Raw genomic sequence first — 20,796 nt, 5'->3', positions numbered from 1 at the left:
AGGTTTAGTCGCGGTTAGCAAATTCGGGAAGTGGTTGGGTTAAGGGACCTAATACGTTTTCCCGAACAGAAAATTGATTGTCTTTTTGGCAAGGCAAAACGCCATTGAGCATGTACATTACTAAAAGGAAAAGGGCTGGAACAACGGCAAAAAACAGAGCTTTTAAAAGCATTTGTGTGATTCGAGTAGTTTTCATCGTTTTTGGTTTTTAAAAGAACAAGGCAAACCTACCGGGTCTTGGCAGGGTGGGCAAACGAGCATTCAAATTTTCCGTACTTTTAGATTTTAAATAAAACCAACATTATTACCTAATAAATGGCAATTCGTAAGTCAAAAACGTACTTTTAAATGGATGCGCTCTCAGGAATTATTCAAGCTTTTGAGGAAGAAGATTGCCGGGCATTCCGCACTTTTATCCAACGAAAGAAGACTCGAAGCAACCGGAAGGACCTGCAGTTGTTTGAACTTTTACTCCTTCATCCCGATAAAGATTCTGGGGAATTGATCCAGACTCTGGGGACTCCGAATCGAAATGCCTACCACACCATTCGAAAGCGATTGTTTCGCCACCTGGGAGATTTCATCCTAACCCGACAAACACTTACGGACACTACAGCCGCTGCTGAAGTACAATCCTTGTTTACCCTCGCTCAGTTTTTCTTTACCCAGCGATCGGAGGAATTGGGTTGGCGTTATTTGATGCGGGCCGAAAACCTGGCTGAAAAAAATGAGCTCTTTTCTCTGCTGAACACCATCTATCTCTTTCAGCTCGAAAAAGTGGAAAGTCCTCACGCACCCGATCTGGATCAAATTCTGGAACGACGCAAACAGAACCTCATCAAGCAACGAGAAGAGGAAAACATCACCGAAGCCCAGGCTATCATCAAAGCCAAGCTTCGTGAATTCCGCTTATTCGGAAAGGATTTTGATTTTGAGAAGCTGGTAAACGAAGTACTAGAGAACTCAAATTTGGGAAACCTGACCTCCGCCTCTGCTCGAATTCAATACCGGCTATTTACCATAATGCGATCTGCAGTTTTGGCCCGAAAGGACTACTATTCCTTTGAACCGTTTTTGCTAAGTCGCTACGAGATTCTAAAAGAAAAGCGAGGCTTTGAGCGCAAGGATCACGAATACCAGCTGCACATTCTTTACATCATCATTCATACCCTCTACCGCAACAAACGATTTGAAGAAGCTTTGGAATACCTGGAAGAAATGAAGGAGTGCATGCAAGAATATGGCGGGGTACATCACCGGCTCTTCTTTGCGCGGTATAGCTTGCTTTTAGCTGCGGTGAACAATTTCCTCGGTCGGGTCGATGAATCCATATCAACTTTGGACGCTGCCCTTGAAAACACGCAGCTATCTCGGGAAATGCGGATGGACATGACCCTAAATCTGGCGGTATATTGGTTTGAAAAAAAGGAGTTTAGCCAGGCCAATAAAATGCTACTCAACATTTACCATACGAATGGGTGGATCGACAAGAACATGGGTAAGGAATGGCTACTCAAAAAAGAACTAATCGAGATGTTTGTCCACTACGAGCTGGAGCATTACGAAATTGCCTTAAACCGTATTCGAAGTATGGAGCGTTACTTTGGTGAATTCTTTAAGCTTGGGTTGTATAAGCGAGTCCGAGTTTTTATTCAAATCATCAAACGCATTATTGTGGATCCCGAATTGCCTCGAAATCCGGTCTTTTTTAAAGAGCTGGAAGCCAGTTTTGATTGGGTAGGCACGGAACGAGAAGACATTCAGGCCATGGCGTTTTATGCCTGGTTAAAGTCCAAAATCATTCAGCGGGATTACTATGAAACCTTAATCGGTTGGATCAATGGAGATGAAGAATTTCTTTTTCAGGATGACTGAACATTTGCAGCCTCACTTTGATTTCGTTGCTTTTTAAGCCGTCGACTCAGGATTAATTCGAGTGGGAACAAAGCGATGGCCAACAGCAAATGGGCCAAAACCTTAAAGATGGGAACCGCAGCTACATAATCTCGCTCGATATAGGGCTCAAGCAAAATGTGGATGTACTCAAAAACCATAAAGATGGCAATGTAGGCCAGTAGGCGAACAAACCTCTTACTCTTAATAACCTTGGGTGAAAGAAGGGCCAAAATGACCAGAGAAGCCAGGATGGAAACCTCGAGTAAGTAGTACCACCACTCCTCCCAAAAAGGAAGTTCGATGGTAAATGGAAAAGCCACTACAGGAGACAAAATTTCGCCTGAGGAAGCTTGAACCTGAAACTCATACTTACCGGGTGCCAGGTTAGAATAGCTCGCCGAAGTTGCTCGCCCCTTTTCCGACCAGGTCTCACTCAAACCCTTTAGCCGGTATTGATACGACACTCCCGATTCCGGATGAAAATCAGGTGATTCGAAACTGAATTGAAGGTTTTTGGCGTAATGTTCCAGCGGCCAAGACTGCTCGGGCATCGGTTTTAAGAGCCCAATTTTGTAGCCCTTTTCACCAAGTACCTTGGTGTAGTTGAGGTGCAATTTGAAACGGGGACGCTGGTAGTTTTTCCAAATATGCGGACTAAACAACAGGGCCAATCCGGATTCTGTTCCCAACCAGATTCGATTTTGATGCGCTATTCCCTTAGAGGCAACTGCAAACTGAGTCCCCGGTTTTTTATCTGTTTTTACCCAGGTTAGATCGCCATTTTCTTCCACCCGAATTTGGCAAATACCCTCATTCTGGCTCAAGGTAATCAGGTTCCCTTCGGTACAGATAATGGATAAACAAACATTGGAATAAAGTCCAGTGTCTTTGGTAAACTGCGTAGGATTTAATCCTTTGTCCAATCTGAACAGACCCTCACCGGCCGTAGCCAACCAAATGGAGCCAAATCGATCTTCCGTAAGATCGGTGATCACTGGTGTCGTAATCAGCCCTTCCTGATTTAAGTTTCTAAAGCTCCCGTCTTTGGCCATTACCGCCACTCCGCTTTCACGACTCACCACCCACAACCGGGATTGACTATCGCGGAATAGCTGATGAATATCGTTGTGAAGTAAGCCATGAGCCGTGTGGTAATGTTCAGCCTTTTGAGTAGACGGCTGATAGATCACAATCCCCTTGCGCTGGATGGCAAATACAAATTGATCGGAACCACTGCGAATGAAGGTATGCAACTGATTCATTCCTACGCCCAGGTCAACCGGTAAATCATCCAGAAAAAAGGTTTGAATCCACCGACGAGAAATGGGATCGGTAAGTACGACTCCTTCGAGCGTGGCCACAGCTAATTGATTGTTTTGGAAATCAAGGGTGAGAATTTCCTGAAACAGGAAGGCGCTGTCTTGCTCAATGCGATAGGTTCGGGTGGGTGGATTGTAGAGGACTTTATACAAGCCATTATTGGTTCCAGCATAGGCCAGTGTGTCGTTGATTTGAGCAATGGCATTAACTTGAACTTCATCACTACCAGCTTCTATTGACATGACCAATTGCCTACCCGGAATAATCTGCACCAACCCCTTGCCTTTGGTTCCTGACCAGAGATTTCCATGATGATCGGTCCAGAGACAGCTGGCTCCAAATTGACGCGCTTCGGGCACATCCGGACTGATAAGTTGCAATTGGCTACTTGTATCGGCAAAGGCGAAAAACACCCCTTTATTGGCTGTAGCAAATGCCCATTCTTTGGTATCCAGCAAAAGGACGTCGGTAATAATCAAATCATAGAGCAATTCGTTGCTCAATCGCTTGGGATTTTGCCCAGACAAATCATCCATGACCCACCACTCGCCCTGGTCATTCAGCGCCGCAAAAGATCCTGAATGAGGCCCAGGAGCTAAGGCCGTAAAGGAAAATCCCCGATGAATCCAATGGACTTTGTTGGGGTCATTTAAAGCAATTCGGGCAAGGCCGTCACTCGTAGCAATAAGCACTTCGCCACCAAAAGATTGAGCCTGAAATGAGTACACTTCATCCAACCCTTCAGGATTGAAAGAGATCACCGTATCCTCGGTCAAAAATGAAAGTCCGCCGACTTGAGTCAAGGCCACCACACCGGAATCCGAACTCAAAAGGCCAATGATTTTGTTTCCTTCTAAATCCCCAATCAGGTGAAAGGTATCGGTTGTAAAATGGGCTAATTTACCGGAGAAGTAACCGGCATATTTATGGTCTAATGCGCCTTCGGCCAGGTGGGTAGGAAAATCACTTCCATCTTCCAGCAAAGGCCGCTCTTCCTCAAGAGCTCTGTAATTCTCTCCCGAATAACGGGTAATTCCCTTAGCTGTAGCCACCCAAAGGTAACCCCAGCGATCCTCCATCACATCGTAGATGAATTCATCCGGCAGTCCACTTTCCACATTGAATGACCTTACCTGGTAGCGGCTAAACTGCCCCAGCATCACCAGCGGCAACAAACCCAACCCGATAAGAAGCGGAAGTATTTTTCTCAAGGCTATTTGACTTTGACCTGTAAATTGTAGTCATAGGCCGGCTTCCCTCCAATCGGAATAGCGAAGAAGGGTACGGGCTTATCGTACTGATTGGTGATGTATACGACCATATCGTTGGCCGCGTTACCTGCTTTTACAAATTGCATATCTAAGCTGGCATTTTTCTCCCGATCTACAATCTCATGGGTCTGCTCTGCCCAATCTCCGTTTCCGGAAGTGGCAGATACGTGACGGTTTTTGGCCACGGAGTAAATCAGAATTTGTCCATCGGAATCGAAATCGAAATTGTGTTGCTTGATCGAAACCACATCACGGCTAAGAAAGGGGTACAAGTGAGCCACTGAACTCGGCTCCGATTTCATACGGAAGGAATACTCGTAAGTAAAGGCATTGGCGCCCAGAATGGCTTTGTTGGCCCCTACATTTTGACTGATAAAGTAGCGGTACAAGTTGCCATCATCTCCAGACAAACCTTCTGCAATAATCTTGAAAATACGGGCTTTTTGCTCAGGTGAGTACTCCCCTTCTTTGGGGTTGAACGGACCAAAGGTGTACCATCCGTTTTCGTATCGAGCTTCGTTGGTAAAGGTTTTAGTAGCCAACATGACTCCTTTGCGCAAATCGTTATTGGGCTCTACGCTTTGGTTGGCTTCGTCTGAAAAACATCCTTTTCCACCAAATACGGTATAGCGGAACTTAGAATCATACGCACCACCATGTTTGGCGTCAATTTCTCCACCTACTTCCGGATCATATACCCGAATGTAGAAGGGGCGAGTGTGAGATTCAGGAATAGCGAAGAAGAAAACCTGGGTAAAGTCATCATCCCCATAACTTTTTGACGCTTCCGGGCAAAAAGTAACGAGGTAGTCAATATTCTCAATTACATTGGGAACCTGTTGAGCTTCAAGCCGTGAGGCGAGCAACAAAAAGATTACGACCACAAAATTTTCCCACTTCATACCATCTCCAATTGTTGCCGAAAAATAATAGAAAAAACCTTAGCCCTGTCGGGGAATCACTGATCGAGCCAGGCTTTAAAAGCATTCACGCGATCGCGGCTTACCAAAGTTTCAAAAGGAGCAGCAGGTTTTAGCGACAACTTCAGCCTTCCGTTAAACCAGGTATGGATCTTGGAGATGCTGCGGTGATGGACGATAAGCTTTCGAGAAACGCGGAAGTATTCCTTGGGATCAAGCATTTCGGTCAACTGGTCCAGGGGATAATCAATCAAGCTCTTTCGTCCATCGAAATCCACCAGATAGGGTGTGCTCTGCTCCGAGTAGAACAGGGCAATTTGATCCACTGGAATGTACTTGAGCTGATCGCCAAGTCGTACCAAAAAGCGCTCCTTGTAGGGATTCTCTTTGATGGATTGTTGAACCAACTTCATCCAATCCATTTGTTTCATCGAATCCCCTTGACTGCGTTGTTCAAACTTGGTAATGGCCTGCTGAAGTTCGGCCTCATCGATCGGCTTCAGTAAATAATCAATGCTATTTACTTTGAATGCCTGAATGGCATAGTGGTCGTAGGCCGTGGTAAAAATCACCGGGCAGGTCATGGATACCTGTTCAAAGATGTTAAAGCTAATTCCATCGGCGAGTTGAATATCCATAAACACCAAATCAGGCAAGGACATGTTGCGGAACCAATTCACTGAATCTTCCACGGTATCCAACACATCGAGCACCTTCCAATTGGGCCGATGAGATTTGATCATTCGCTCCAGGCGTCGTGAAGCAGGCTTTTCGTCTTCAATGATTAGAATCTGCATACTATTCCGTTTCAATTAAGGGTAAGGCCACTCGAAAGTGGGTCTCACTCACAATGACTTCGGCCTCTTCTCCATTGAGAATTCGGTACCTGCGATTGATATTTTCAAGTCCGGTTTGAGTAGAGGCTTCCACCTGATTTTTGAGCTGCAAATTATTCGAAACCAACAAGCGACCATTCTCGATAGATGCGATTTCTATCGTTAGCGGCCGTTTATTAGACACCACATTGTGCTTAATGGCGTTTTCCAAAAGCATTTGAAGGGATAGGGGCACGATATGCTTGTCCATGTCCTCTGGGCTAATGTGGTTTTCGATGCTTAGGTTTTCTCCAAACCGGATATTGAGCAAAAAGCGATAGGCTTCGATACACTTCCATTCCTCCTGTAATGAAATCAATTCCCGGTCTCGGATCTCCAGAATGTATCGATAAACCGTGGAGAGCTTTTGAACAAATTCCACCGACTGATCCGGGTTCTCTGGAATAATGGAACTCAGTGTATTCAAACTATTAAACAGGAAATGCGGATTTACCTGACTCTTCAACGTCGCTAATTGAGACCGTAGATTCTCCTTTTTTAAACGCTCTCCTTCCAGGGTGGCATTTCGTAAGAGAAAGATGGCGTAAATACTCTCGTAGGTGGCCGTAATGGCCAGCGTAATAATTAGACTAACCAGGTAGTATCGATATTGTTCATGGTGGTATTTAGGCGAAAGCTCGGTTCGTAATTCCGGAAGTAAAAGTCCCGCCGCATAACAAATCCCAGGTGTAAAGGTTAGGATAACGATGGCTTGTAGGAAAATCCTCTTATTGTACTTGTAGTAACCAGGGAACTTCTTCCGGAGGTAGATCAAAATTTTTCGATCACCTAACCAGTAAGCCGCAGTAAAACCGATGGAGATTAAGCTAAACTTCCAGTATTCTATACCTCCGGTGGGTAATAAATCGAAAAAGACGATTGGAATCAAAATTCCAGTCACGGGAATACCCAAGAGAACCAACCAGAAATCGTTGAAACCCAGGAGTTCGATTCGTCTTTCCCGTCTTGTCATCCTTTCAAATTTAACCCTTCTGACTGCTTAGAAATAAATCTTGTACTGCACATCAGGAAAAAAGCCGCGCTGGTAGGTGGTTGCAATTTCTCCAGTTCGTGGATTATACCCGTAAGCAAACACATTCTGGTTGTTGGTCAGGTTTTGAATATCGATGGCAAACTGCTGCGAAATCTTTTTGAAATTGTGACGTAGCGTAATTTTAAAATCCCAACGGAAGTAGTCATTGTAGCGCTCGGAATAGGCCAGATCATCTTTCCGGATTTCAGTACCAGCCTGGCGAGAAGCCTCCAGATCGATGGGTGTGTATCTTCTTCCACCTGCATAGGTCACCTTGGTATCGAAGGAGAGGGACATCCCCTTTTTCAACTTAAACTCTTTTCCTGCCAAACCATTGAACACGTAGTTGGTGTTAAAGGCCGTGTTGCGAACGATGCCATCACTTCCCCGGTATTTGGATTCAAACAGCGATCCGGTGGTCAAGAAATAATAACCCCGTGAAAAGAACTTCTCCAGGGTCAACTCAAGACCATAATTGTAACCATCACCCTGGTTAACCATTCCAGTATTGGTGGTGATTTCAAAGTCCGACCCCTGATTGATCATGCTGAAGGAAGAGGAAGTGGCGTCCACAGGCACGTTGAACAGATACTGGTAATACACTTCTGATTTAAGGTGAAGGTTTTCGTTGATCAGGTAATTGTGCCCCAATACGAAATGAGCGCTTCGCGAAAAGTCGAGGCCTTCGTTGGGTAAAGTTGAATTCCCAGCGGCATCTTTTTCTTCTACAAAGTATACGGTGATGGGCTGAATCTGGCTGTACAAACCAGTTCCAAATTCAAACACATGCTGTCCGCTTGCCCTGTACTTAGCGGCAAACCGCGGCTCCAAATTAAAAGAGCCATTGTCTAACAAATGCTGGGAATGAAGTCCCAAATTCACTGACAGATCCTTATTGAATCGATGCTTCCATTGCACGAAGAGCTGCATCAAGTTAAACCCTCCGTTGAAGTCCGTAATGACTCGGTAGTAATCGCCCTCTGGTTTGTAAATGGAGTCGTTCACATCCATTTCGTAGCGATCAAAGATCACCCCACCATTCATCGTGTTGCGGGAGTTGAATTTCTTATTCAGTTTGTAATTCAAGGAATACTTGGTTTGCTGAAAATTCTGCCCGTAGGTATGAATCTCTGAACGATCCACATCGCTGATGGAGTCAATGTCTGCCAGCGTTTGGGTATAACTTGCCGCCACGGTCAGCTTGGACATAAGTTTTGGGTTGAAGAAGTATTTGTGGGAAGCACCGACAATGGCTGTAGTAGACGAATAACGGGTATTCGTGTAGGCATCGGAGAACAAGTCCAGGGAATCTGAATCTTCTGCTTTAAACTCGATGAAGGATGTTCCCCCTACTCCAAATACTGAAAAGGTTCCTGCTTTTTCCGTTGGAAAATTCATTTTAAAAGTCAAATCCTGGTATTGAGGAATGGCCGCTCCGGTACCCAAGTTGATGCCCAAGGCCTGAAATACGCCCAGGGTGCTGTAACGGTAGTTGGCCAGAAACGATCCTTTTTTCTTTTTACTAAAAGGCCCCTCGGCTCCAACCTCAAATCCATTAAACCCTACCTGGGCCAGGAACTCATATTTATCCCGGTTTCCTTCCCGAAGGCGCAAATCGAACACACCACTTAAAGCATTTCCATAATCCGAACTCCAGGCACCCGTTAAGAAATCGGAGTTGGCCAGGTTATTCAAGTTGAGCATACCCACCGGGCCGCCTGTTGTACCTAAAGTAGCAAAGTGGTTGGGAGATGGAATATCAATTCCCTCCATTCTCCAGAGAACTCCAGAAGGTGAATTACCTCGAATAATGATATCATTTCGGCTATCGTTGGCGCCACTCACTCCGGCAAAATTGGTGGCCATTCGAGCAGGATCCTGAAGAGCTCCCGAATAACGGGCAGCCTCTTCCACTGAAAACTGTCGAGCACTTACCATGGCCATTTCATTGATGGCTTCGGTCTTTTCTCCTTCTGAGGAAACAACCACCTCTTTCAATTGGGTAAAAGACTCCACCAGTTCAACCTGAATCTCCAATTCCTTTGCTCCCACAACCAACAGGTTCGACATCGTTTGGGTTTCATAGCCCAGAAAACTCACCTGAATCTGATGACGGCCAGGAGCCACACCTTCGATTCGAAAGCGTCCTTCGGCATCTGTACTCACTCCTTTTTTAGGTTCCACAGAAACCAAAACAACATTTGCTCCTGGAATGGTAAACTGGGAGGACTTATCCATCACCACACCTTTGATCACCGAAAGCTTTTCCTGACTATGAGCAAAGCCTGTGAACAGAATCAGGGCGAGAAATGCTAATACCGAGTTTTTCATGAGTCCATTTGAATTTGAAGGTACAAATGTTGAACAAGCAGCTCGACTACCCAAGCATTCTAGGCCGAGTGGTTAATTGAATAAACTGAATCGTAAATAAAACTGGTTCACTGGTAATCCCAAAAACGGGAAGTTATCCTATCAACAACGGGCGTCTTTTCGCTTTTTACCTACGCGACCCTTGTCGATAATGTTGTTGAGATAGGGCACAATGACTGGCACTTTGCAAGCTGTTCCACCCATTTCCACCGACACCTTACCAATTCGCTCTCCCATTTCCAGTGCCTTGTCGGTAAGAGAAGTGATGTAGGCTCCGCAGGCAATAACAAATCCGTTCATGGTGTAACGAACCCGGTTGGGCGCAGAGTGCACTTCCCGTTCCGCCCGATCCATCAAATTGGAATAGAGATCGAGGTCCAAATCCTCATCGGCCTTGCGAGAGGCCAAACTGGACAAGGTACACCAACCTGCTGCAGCTATACCCTCTTCTTCCGATTCAATCCACTCCAGGGCCAACTCCAACCCATAAGGGCTTTCCGCGGCCGTCCAGGGAACGGTGTATTCACTAATCATATACCAATAGGCACCTTTCACCCACTTCTGAAGTTCGTCTTTGGTGATCACGCTTTCGTCTGAAATCAATCCAGCGAGATACATTGCATCCGAATTGCCCGTTGCGTAAAGCTCCGAAGCCAGGGGTTGATCCTTTTTGACCTTTCTACGGATCTTCTGAAGATCACCCACCTTTACTCCAAAAAAAGGCTCTCTTGCTCCATGTCGGGTAAGTACCTTTTTGGTTTGTTCGCTCCCCATGGTTTCCAGTTGGCTTAAAACTTCTTGTGCAGTCATGACTTTGTGGATTTCAGTTATTCAAAACTATTAATTCCCAGCGAGCCAAAACAAAAGAACCCCGGCTATCCATGCTAGCCAGGGTTCACTCGGAACTAATGCTTTTAACTTCACCCGGATTCGGAACGCGCCGAATGAAATCGCATCAGTGCATAACTACTACTTTACCACCTGTATACGTTCGTACTGTTGATGATCTCCCACTTGAATGCGTAGAATGTACATTCCAGTAGTCATGTAAGTCTGTTCGTTGAGGTCAATTCGTTCTGTAACTTCCTGACCTGTATTCTCCAGATTCTGCTCGTAAACCAGTCTTCCTGAAGGATCCAAAACTTGAATCATAATCTGATCATCTTCATTCAACTGATTAAGGTCAATAGTGAAGGCTCCGTCGTTAGGATTCGGGAATACGGATACTACGGGTCCAGTCACCTCATCCGGCAGGATGTCTTCTTCCACCTCATCGGCGATGAAATCAGAACGGGTTCCGCCTTTAGAAGATCCACAGGTAGAGCTGCAGTTACCCAATTTGTATCCGCATCTCAATAGGGATTTAACAGCCCATTTACTTACCTCAATCTTAATGTCCTTGGTGTAAGTATAGGTTCCACCTTTGTGTTTGCAATTGCGGTGGTGGCGGTGGCCATGGCACTTATAGTGACATTTGTGCTTTTTGGTGTAAGTGATGGTTTTGCACATGATGACTTTTTCCACCTTGTACTCTACTTTCACCCATTTGCCTTTCTTACCCCATTTACCTCTTTTACCTTTCTTACCCTTCTTGCCTTTGTTTTTCACGTATTTCCACACGTAATACACTTTGGTCTTAGCCACATTGGCCACGTTCACGTCTACGGAATAGGTAGCCGTACAACCGTTGCTATCCGTCACCGTTAGGGTGTAGTGATATACATGACAAGAATCCTCTGGCAAGCTTGGCTTGAACACTGGGTTCGGGCTTGTTGGGTCATCCAAATCGGTCGTTGGGAACCAGCTGTAGCTATAACCTGGAGTTCCACCAGTAGCACTTCCAAAGAATTGGATTGAATCCTGTCCACCATAGCCTAACACGATGTGGGTCTGGTTACCAAAGGCATTGGTGTTTAATGAAGAATAAGACAGTGATGCAATCGAAGCAGTGAGCAATGGTGGCTCCGTAACGGTGTCACCCAAAGTGATATCACAGGAATTGGCATCCAATACAGTCACCTGATAAGTTCCTGCGAGTAGATTACTGATGTCCTCGGTGGTATCACCATTACTCCAGCTATAAGTGTAAGGCAATGTTCCGCCTGAAATGCTCAGGTCGATAGCTCCAGTTGCATTGTCTTTACAATCCACCTGGGTAACCACTGTTGTTGTTTCAAATTCAGCATTTCCTTCAACGGTTACCTGAGCGGTTTCAGTGGATACGTTTCCGTTGTTATCCGTTACCGTAAGCGTCACGGTGTTGCTGCCTCGATCGGCACAGGTGAAGCTACTCGGCGATACAACCATGGTATCAATTCCACAGGCATCGCTTGAGCCATTGTCTACTTGACTGGCCGTGATAGAGATAGTACCTGTTGCGTTCAAGGTCACATTCAAGTTTTGAGTAACGACCACAGGAGCTACATTGTCCTGAACGGTTACCGTAGCAGTGGCCGAAGACACATTGCCATTAGCATCCGTTGCAGTCAGGGTAACCGTGTTCGCGCCCACCTCACTACAAGTGAACGTCGCCGGTGATACCGTGAGGGTATCGATACCACAGGCGTCGTTCGATCCATCGTCGACATTATTCACATTGATGGAAACTTGTCCGGTGGAGTCAAGTTGAACCGTAATGTTCTTGGTGATCACCACAGGAGCAATCAAGTCCTGAACTGTAACTGTTGATGAGGTTGAGGACACATTGCCGTTGTTATCGGTCACGGTAAGTGTTACGGTATTGCTACCCACTTCCGAACAAGTAAAAGCATTGGGTGCAACGGCCATGCTGGCGATTCCACAAGCATCGTTTGAACCATCATTTACATCGGCTGCTGCGATTGAAGCATTCCCAGTTGAATCCAACTGGATCGTTATGTTTTTCGCCAAGGCGATCGGCGCTACGTTATCCTGAACGGTTACCGTAGCAGATTGCGTAGAAACATTTCCGTTGTTGTCCGTTACGGTCAAAGTCACTGTATTGCTTCCAACCTGAGCACAGGTAAACGAACTTGGTGCAACGGTCATACTGGCGATTCCACAAGCATCATTTGAACCATTGTTTACATCCGCTGCAACGATCGAAGTGTTTCCGGTCGAATCCAATTGAACCGTGATGTTCTTGGTCAAAGCTATTGGAGCTACATTGTCCTGTACCGTCACAGTTGCAGACTGAGTGGATACATTTCCGTTGTTGTCTGTAACCGTTAGGGTCACCGTATTGCTTCCAACCTGGGCACAGGTAAAGGCGCTTGGTGCAACCGTCATACTCGCGATTCCACAAGCGTCATTTGAACCATCGTTCACATCTGCTGCCGTGATAGAAGCATTACCCGTTGCATCCAGCTGAACCGTAATGTTTTTTGTCAAGGCTACTGGAGCTACATTGTCTTGTACCGTTACAGTGGCAGACTGAGTGGAAACATTTCCGTTGTTGTCCGTAACCGTCAAAGTCACGGTATTACTTCCAACCTGAGCACAAGTAAAGGCGCTTGGTGCAACCGTCATACTCGCGATTCCACAAGCATCATTTGAGCCGTCATTTACATCCGCTGCAACGATCGAAGTATTACCAGTCGAATCCAATTGAACCGTGATGTTCTTGGTCAAAGCTACCGGAGCTACGTTATCTTGTACTGTCACAGTTGCAGACTGAGTGGATACATTTCCGTTGTTATCCGTTACGGTTAGAGTCACCGTATTGCTTCCAACCTGGGCACAAGTAAAGGCACTAGGTGCAACCGTCATACTCGCGATTCCACAAGCGTCACTTGAACCATCGTTCACATCTGCTGCCGTGATAGAAGCATTACCCGTTGCATCCAGCTGAACCGTAATGTTTTTTGTCAAGGCTACTGGAGCTACATTGTCTTGTACCGTTACAGTGGCAGACTGAGTGGAAACATTTCCGTTGTTGTCCGTAACCGTTAAGGTCACCGTATTGCTTCCAACCTGAGCACAGGTAAAGGCACTTGGTGCCACGGTCATGCTCGCAATTCCACAAGCATCACTTGAGCCATCGTTTACATCTGCGGCTGTGATGGAGGCATTACCCGTAGCGTCCAACTGAACGGTAATATTCTTGGCAATTGCAACTGGAACCACGTTGTCTTGAACGGTTACCGTAGCATTCTGAGTAGACACGTTTCCATTGTTATCCGTTACAGTTAGAGTAACCGTGTTGCTTCCAACCTGAGCACAAGTAAAGGCACTCGGTGCAACCGTCATACTGGCGATTCCACAAGCGTCATTTGAACCGTCGTTTACATCCCCTGCAACAATTGAGGCGTTACCTGTAGAGTCCAATTGAACGGTGATATTCTTGGTCGATGCAACGGGTTGAACATTGTCTTGTACCGTTACTGTCGCATTTTGAGTGGATACGTTTCCGTTGTTATCTGTTACGGTTAGAGTCACGGTATTGCTTCCTACCTGAGCACAGGTAAATGAACTTGGCGAAACAGTCATACCCGCTATTCCGCAAGCGTCATTCGAGCCGTCATTAACATCGGCAGCTGCGATGGATACCGTACCAGCGGCGTTCAACTGTACAGTTATGTTTTGAGTCAAAGCAACCGGAGCAATAGAATCAACTACTGTTACTGTAGCGGTACAGCTGTCTGATGAACCAAAGGTATTGGTAGCGATCAGGGTTACGGTTTGGGTGCCTACGTCTGCACAACTAAATGCTGTTTTGGAAAGCGTTAGAGACGATAAACCAATCAAACTGTTACTTCCATTATCGATATCGCCAACCGCCAGGGTTGCATTTCCAGAAGCATTCAAGTAAATCGTTGCATTCTGGCAAAGGGCCACAGGTGCAGGCTCAATTACATAAACGTTTGCGGTACAGGTAGTCGAATTACCAGAGCTATCGGTTACTGTAACTACCACAGAATTATCACCCACGTCAGCCGTAGTAAATGTTGTTTTACTGGCCGAAATACTGGCAACTCCGCAGTTATCCGAAGATGAGGCTACCAAGTCATTAGCCGAATTTGAAACGGTTCCACTTGCAGTTAACAGCAAGGTGTCGGGTTGACAAGAAACGCTTGGAGCAATGGTATCTAAAACGGTAACGATGGAAGTTGCTGTTGAACTGTTTCCAGCAACATCGGTCACGGTGAGTACCGTTGACACGCCTGAAGAAGAAGAGCTGGCAGCCTGTCCAACCGAAATGTATACCGGGTTATTCAATCCTGTCTTCAAAACCGTTTTACCGGTACCATTTGCATTAATAACACTTACCCGCTGTGCACCGGATGTTTCGGTGAAATAGATTTTACCATCTCCATCATTGAAGAAAACACCGTAAGGCTGAACCAATCCGCTCACCAAAGTAGTTACGCTTCCGGCACCCACTTTTTTATAAATACGGCCTTGATTTCCTCTATTCCAGTATAGGGTTGAAGTAGCAGCATCAAAAGCAACATCGCGGCAATCACCCTGACCGGAAACGACGGTGGTAATTCCTGTACCGTTGGTGCTCATTCTTTTGATGGATCCAGATCCCAAATCAGCCCAATAGATATGGTTATTTACCCGATCCAGGTAAATACCCAGTGGACGAACGGCAGATCCAGAAGCCAGGGTAGTAAGTCCTGTCCCGTCGGTATTCACCCGTTTAATGTATTGCCCTCCGTAGTCACTGAAATAAACATATTGTCCATCCGGATCAATGGCTACGTCACGAGGACTTCCCATTCCTGAAGAAACCAGCGTTACCTGGTTTGCTCCGTTTTGATCGGACTTCATCAACCTCTTCGAAGAAGCATCAATCCAGTACAATTTGTTCGTTGAAATATCGTAAGCTGCTCCGCTCATATATTGGCCGCCATTGGTTACAGGGGTGCTGAAACCAGTACCATTATTATTCATGCTGTGGAGCTTGAAAGCACTTGGGAAGTACAATCCATTTGGCGATCCAGCACTTGAATTTCCGGTGGAAACATCGCTACACCCAAAAGACGTTACCGACAATGTTCGCGAAGCTATTGAACAGTTATCCGTAGAGTTGCTATCTACATCATTCACGGTCACTGAAGCAGAACCATTGGCATCCAGATAAACGGTCAAATCATTTGCCGAGGCTTGTGGTGGCACGTTGTCAATGACGGTAACTGTGGCTTGACCTGTTCCTACATTTCCAGAGGCGTCGGTAGCCGTGATTGTTACGGTATGAACCCCTGCATCACTGCAATCAAAAGCGGTATCGCTAAGGGTTACACTAACTACACTGCAATTGTCACTGGTGGTGCTCACGTCGCCGGCCGAAATCGTGGCCGTACCATCGGCACCCAAGTACACGGTTAAATTCTGAGGTTGAACGACCGGCGCCAAAGTATCCAGGATGGAAACATCAGCTGTGGATGTGGCTGTGTTACCCTGGGCATCGGTTGCCGTTACAGAAACTGTTTTTGCCGTGGAAACGAAGGTTTTGAAATAAGCATCAACATTGGAATTAGGGTTCCATGAACCGCTGATTTCTTGAATCAAGTCACCATCTGGGTAAGGATTGCCCAAATCGTTGTGGAAGTACACCAATCCACTTGGAGACCCGTTTTTCACCACCCATACATAATTCTGACCCGCCGTTACTACAGCCGGAGTTGGGAAGTTTACTTTGTACGTAGTCACGGTTGTGGTCAAGGCAACTGGAGCAGATGCCAATAGCGTCCCTCCCACTGGATTTGACCCGGTGCGCAATTCAAGCGTACAAGTCACATTGGAAGGATGTATCCGAGCCATGATCTCAATATCGGTGAGAGGCCCTGTTTGACCTGCCTTAAAGCTTTGTCCGGCTCCTCTAAATCCACCAGCCAGGAACCATCCGCTGGGCTGACTTTGATCCACGGGGTCTCCTCCTGCATCGGCACAGGTAAATGCCGATTGACTCAAGGATAATGTGGGGTTACCACAGTTGTCGCTGGACGAACTAACTACATCGGTTGAAGCCAAAGTGGCCTGACCATTCGCATCCAAATACAGGGTTGTATTTTGAGTAGTCAAATTGGGCGCAGTGGTATCTTTTACGTCTACAATGGCTGTTGCCGAAGCAGTATTTCCACTGTTGTCTGTACCGGTTAAAGTAACGGATACGCCGCCAGCACCTGAGGCTGCCGTGGCTTGAGAATTTCTTACAAAAAGGTTCAAACCCTGGTGCGCATTTTTATAGGAACCGTGGGTACCAGGACCCCAGCCATTTTCACCCCAGAGCATACCGTTAAATATGTTGTTCGAGTGAGAACCTTCACCACCAATCCATGGGTCTTCAGGTTGCGATGATCTGAATAGCACATTGGTATATCCACCAGCGGTAATTCCGGTTCCACCTGAGGCGATAACCTGACAGTTTGGTGACTGCGTTCCGGTTACGGCCCGGGCGCAGGTAGGATCCAAAACCAACCACTTGGCGTTGTCTCCACTGGCAAACATCAATTGATCATGACTAACGTTGGAATAGCTCCGGTAGAAATCGGTGCTGGCCTTAGGGTCGGCCACGTAGGTTCCGTAGTTAAATGTGGGGCTAAGATTGGAGTTATAGGGAGCAAAGGCTCCAGTATTTTTTTGGTGAGCTACCAGCATCCAACCACCACCATCGGTAGTCATGTCACAGTAGCACTGGTAAGGTGCTGCTCCTCCAGTTCCGTCAGGATCGATCCAGTAGGTTCCGTCGGTGGCTGAAGAATCTGTTTTCTTAATGGTCGCACAATCGAGACCCGGATTAGAAGAACTGGTTCCCAATGTGGATCCAGAGCCTACATCTGCACAAGAAAAATTGGTCTGACTCAGGGCCAATGACGCAAGGCCACAATTATCAGAGGATCCATTGTCAACGTCTGCTGTAGTAATCGAAGCAGAGCCGTTTCCATCCAGATAAACCGTTACGTTACTGGCTGCCATGGTAGGTGCGGTGTTATCCGAAACGGTCACCTGCATGGTATCCATGGAGCAAGCTCCGTGAACATCAAATACGGTAAGTACATAGGTATGAGTACCTAAGCCTGGAGTCACGGATATGGAAGCTGATGTTCCAATCACGCTTGATCCATTTTTCCATTCGTAGGTCAAGGCCTGACCTTCCGGATCTGAAGATCCGCTACCGTTCAGAGTTACGTTTGCCGAACATGAAACGGCAGAAACCGGAACCGATTGATCAGAACCTGCCACCGCGATAGGGTCGCTGTTACACGTTCCGCTGGAAGTCCAGTTTGAGGCCGATCCATTGAGTCCGAATTGGATTAGGGTTCCATTGTTGTTTCCTGCCTGATCGACAACGGCAGTTACTCCTGCGTTGTTTCCATTGGCAGTACCATTGTTAAAGGTGTAATGGTGGATCAACCCAGGTTCGTTTCCATTGAGCACACAGGCTTTATTGGCAACTTGACCGGCGTTCATGGCATAGTTGTAGATTCTTACTTCATCCATCCATCCGTGGAAGGATGGTCCGCCCGAAGAATTTCTGCGGTCACCGCCGATTCGGGGCGTTGAAGTGAGGTTAATGTCTGAACCAGCCGTTCCATGATTAATTTCCAAAACACCATCGATGTAAGCGTAAAAACGATTAGCCGATTTATCTCGAACAAAAGTCAGACGGTGCCATTTGTTATCCCTTAGATCTTTGGTTCCGAAAGCATTAATCTGCCCGTTGTTCCAATAGATTCTCACTTGGCCTTGGGCGTGAATTTCAAAATTCTGGTTCGGGTTGGAGCTGTAGTTACCCATCAGGATTCCTACTCGTTCATTATTGACCAAATTACCTTGACCAATTTTAGGTACGCGAACCCAAAACTCTGCTGTAAGGCTACTTGAACCGTAAGTTAGAGCCGAGCCCAGTTGAACGTAATCATTGATCCCGTCAAAATTCAAAGCATTGTTCGGCAATACGGTTACGGTTACCTGATCAGTGGCTGAGCAACCATTGGCCGAGCCTGTCACGGTGTACGTTTGGGTGGATGTTGGGTAAAAAGGAACTCCGTTTACCACTCCATTATTCCAGGAATAGCTGGTTGCTCCGCTTCCGGTAAGAGTAACGGCTTGGCCTTCTTGAATAGTAATATCGTTTCCTGCATTCACAGCCAAGGAATAGGCGGTGCAGGTTCCGGATGTTCCACTTCCACTAACGAAGTTGGACGAACTTCCAGACTTGGCCATATTGTAAAGGGTTCCGTTACTGTTCCCCAACTCATCGGTCAAGGTGCCGATTGAACCGTTAGCTCCATTGGCCACGCCTTGGTCCATTTTATAGTAGGCCACCAAGCCGGATTCATTGCCATTGAGGTAGCAATTTTTGGTGTGGTTAATCTCAGCGCCGCAGCGTGCATAATTCCAAATCCTCAACTCATCTATGGCGCCATCAAAATAAGATTGACTACCGCCCAGGTAAGCTCCAATTATTCCACTTCCATTATAGGTTCCCATGGTTCCCGACCAGGTCCCTTGAACGGGTTGAAGAACCCCATCCACATAAAAGAGAATTTTATCGGTTGAAGCATCGAAAGTAAACGCGATGTGATGCCAACCCGTTAAGCTATAAGGATTGTCTACTGCCTTTCCGCCAGAACCAGAATTAAGCTCTACTCGAACATTTCCGCGATAAAAGTGCATCGCGTATCCAGGAATTCCCCAGCCACCGCCATTAAATAGAACGGGACCTTCAGAAGAAGTGCTGTTAGGCTTCACCCAAGCTTCTACGGTGATGGCCTGATTAATATTTAAGGAGGAATGATTTCCAATATTTACATAGTCATTGACCCCGTCGAAGTGAAGGGCATTTTCAGTGATTACATTTACCGAAGTAGCAGCCGAGGCACTGCTTGTGCAACCATTGGAATAGGTAGCTGTAGCCGTATAGGAACCTGAGGTAGAAATAGTAGTTGAAGACCCGCTATTCCCATTGGACCAAGAGTAAGAAACGGGTTTGTTGGACACACTGGCCGAAGAACTAACCCGTGAATTCCCTCCCAGGGTACCGGTGTTTCCATTGGACGTTGCATCATAAGTAGAAGAACCACTGGTTTCATTAAATTTCCAATAGGCCACCAATCCACTTGTTGCCGGATTGATGCTGGTGGAATAATCACTCGCAATTTGCGATCCTGATCGAGCCACATTCCAAAGACGCAACTCATCGATCTGTCCACTCATTATATTACACTGGCAACTTGCCGGGTCTTGGCGACCAATATTCAAGTTACCCGAATCGTAGTTAAGCGATCCACCTCTATAGTGGGTACTCATCAAAGATCCATTGAGGTAAAAAGAAATGTACCCCGTACTTTGATTCCAGGTCATGGCCACGTGAACCCATTGATTGGTGGGCACCACCCCACTTCCATAGGTCCAGCCACCGCTGGTGTTGTAAAACCCAAGTCCAGATTGTCCATTGGGTCCGGCCATGAACAAGAAGTTGTAGTTCCCCTTGTCCACAATCGCATTGTTAACGTTGTCGGTTTGATAGATCCATGCTTCTATCGTCATGCTGTTTGCCATGGCGGTAAACACACTGTTGTGCGGAACCGTTACATAGCTTGAATAGAAGTTAAGTGCATTTCCTGCATCACTTTGGTTAGAAGCCGATGCTGTAAGAGTTACCGACCCACCTTGATTAAAGGTCGTGGGTCCATTTGCAGAAACCGTTGGAGCGGGGCATTGAGCTTGAACCTGCAAGAAGCTCATCAGTCCCATTAGAACTGCTCCAAAACACAATAGCGAAGTAATTTTTGTTTTCATCATCAACAGTCTTTAGAAAAACGAGAATTAAAAGTAGAGGGACCTTTTCGCGTGGGATGCAAAAAGTTAGGTACATAACCATGTACCATGAATTTAAAAAGCTGATAAACAGCAATCTAATTCAATCCGAAAGGATCAGGATTACGGCCCAAATCAAGGAAAAACCGGTCCTCAGGTGAGAATCCCTAAAAAGGGTTAAAAGAATTGACCTTTTCGGCTCCTGGGTGTTACCTTAGTATAGCATATAAAAATCGAAATCATGGCTACCGAAACAACGTCCGAATGGACCGCCGAAAAAATCACCGAAGCCTTTGTTCATCATGTATTAAGAGAGGGTATTCCTCCTCGATCTGAATTTGCTTTCGCCGAATCTTTGGGCT

Annotated in this window: 9 protein-coding genes; 1 reads left to right on the top strand and 8 read right to left on the bottom strand. The window is 46.3% G+C overall.

Features of this window, described 5'->3' with window-relative positions:
- Positions 1–4: 4 nt before the first annotated feature.
- The gene (locus KFE98_08295) at positions 5–196 is read right to left on the bottom strand and encodes a hypothetical protein (GenBank protein UTW64125.1); all 192 of its coding nucleotides are present in this window, start codon (positions 194–196) and stop codon (positions 5–7) included.
- A 152-nt stretch (positions 197–348) separates the two neighbouring features.
- On the opposite strand from KFE98_08295, the gene KFE98_08290 reads away from it, so the two are divergent.
- On the top strand, positions 349–1,875 hold the full coding sequence (locus KFE98_08290; protein UTW64124.1) for a tetratricopeptide repeat protein: 1,527 nt from the start codon (positions 349–351) through the stop codon (positions 1,873–1,875).
- On the opposite strand, the gene KFE98_08285 is transcribed toward KFE98_08290, so the two are convergent.
- From KFE98_08285 to KFE98_08255, 7 genes are all read right to left on the bottom strand, one after another.
- A complete protein-coding gene (locus KFE98_08285; GenBank protein ID UTW64123.1) occupies positions 1,863–4,427 on the bottom strand; it encodes a hypothetical protein in 2,565 nt (854 codons plus the stop codon). The genes KFE98_08290 and KFE98_08285 overlap by 13 nt on opposite strands.
- 2 nt (positions 4,428–4,429) lie before the next feature.
- Positions 4,430–5,389, bottom strand: a complete 960-nt coding sequence (locus tag KFE98_08280; protein ID UTW64122.1) for a hypothetical protein — start codon at positions 5,387–5,389, stop codon at positions 4,430–4,432.
- Between the two features lie 56 nt (positions 5,390–5,445).
- The gene (locus KFE98_08275) at positions 5,446–6,204 is read right to left on the bottom strand and encodes a response regulator transcription factor (GenBank protein ID UTW64121.1); all 759 of its coding nucleotides are present in this window, start codon (positions 6,202–6,204) and stop codon (positions 5,446–5,448) included.
- 1 nt (position 6,205) lies between these two features.
- Entirely contained in the window at positions 6,206–7,255 is a 1,050-nt protein-coding gene (locus KFE98_08270; GenBank protein UTW64120.1) for a histidine kinase, read from the bottom strand.
- Between the two features lie 27 nt (positions 7,256–7,282).
- Positions 7,283–9,646, bottom strand: coding sequence for a TonB-dependent receptor (locus KFE98_08265; GenBank protein UTW64119.1), 2,364 nt, complete (start codon positions 9,644–9,646; stop codon positions 7,283–7,285).
- A 141-nt stretch (positions 9,647–9,787) separates the two neighbouring features.
- On the bottom strand, positions 9,788–10,495 hold the full coding sequence (locus KFE98_08260) for a DNA alkylation repair protein (GenBank protein ID UTW64118.1): 708 nt from the start codon (positions 10,493–10,495) through the stop codon (positions 9,788–9,790).
- A 159-nt stretch (positions 10,496–10,654) separates the two neighbouring features.
- The gene (locus tag KFE98_08255; protein UTW64117.1) at positions 10,655–20,419 is read right to left on the bottom strand and encodes a T9SS type A sorting domain-containing protein; all 9,765 of its coding nucleotides are present in this window, start codon (positions 20,417–20,419) and stop codon (positions 10,655–10,657) included.
- Positions 20,420–20,796: the final 377 nt, after the last annotated feature.

Source organism: bacterium SCSIO 12741, from assembly GCA_024398055.1.
In the GTDB taxonomy this organism is placed as follows: domain Bacteria; phylum Bacteroidota; class Bacteroidia; order Flavobacteriales_G; family Salibacteraceae; genus SCSIO-12741.
Note: the sequence above shows the minus strand (reverse complement) of the source record. Positions and strands in the feature narration are given on the sequence as shown.

Excerpts from the sequence above, each read along its gene's own strand:
- KFE98_08295 (UTW64125.1), bottom strand. The coding sequence starts at position 196 with ATGAAAACTACTCGAATCACACAAATGCTTTTAAAAGCTCTGTTTTTT.
- KFE98_08290 (UTW64124.1), top strand. The coding sequence starts at position 349 with ATGGATGCGCTCTCAGGAATTATTCAAGCTTTTGAGGAAGAAGATTGC.
- KFE98_08280 (UTW64122.1), bottom strand. The coding sequence starts at position 5,389 with ATGAAGTGGGAAAATTTTGTGGTCGTAATCTTTTTGTTGCTCGCCTCA.
- KFE98_08275 (UTW64121.1), bottom strand. The coding sequence starts at position 6,204 with ATGCAGATTCTAATCATTGAAGACGAAAAGCCTGCTTCACGACGCCTG.
- KFE98_08270 (UTW64120.1), bottom strand. The coding sequence starts at position 7,255 with ATGACAAGACGGGAAAGACGAATCGAACTCCTGGGTTTCAACGATTTC.
- KFE98_08265 (UTW64119.1), bottom strand. The coding sequence starts at position 9,646 with ATGAAAAACTCGGTATTAGCATTTCTCGCCCTGATTCTGTTCACAGGC.
- KFE98_08260 (UTW64118.1), bottom strand. The coding sequence starts at position 10,495 with ATGACTGCACAAGAAGTTTTAAGCCAACTGGAAACCATGGGGAGCGAA.
- KFE98_08255 (UTW64117.1), bottom strand. The coding sequence starts at position 20,419 with ATGATGAAAACAAAAATTACTTCGCTATTGTGTTTTGGAGCAGTTCTA.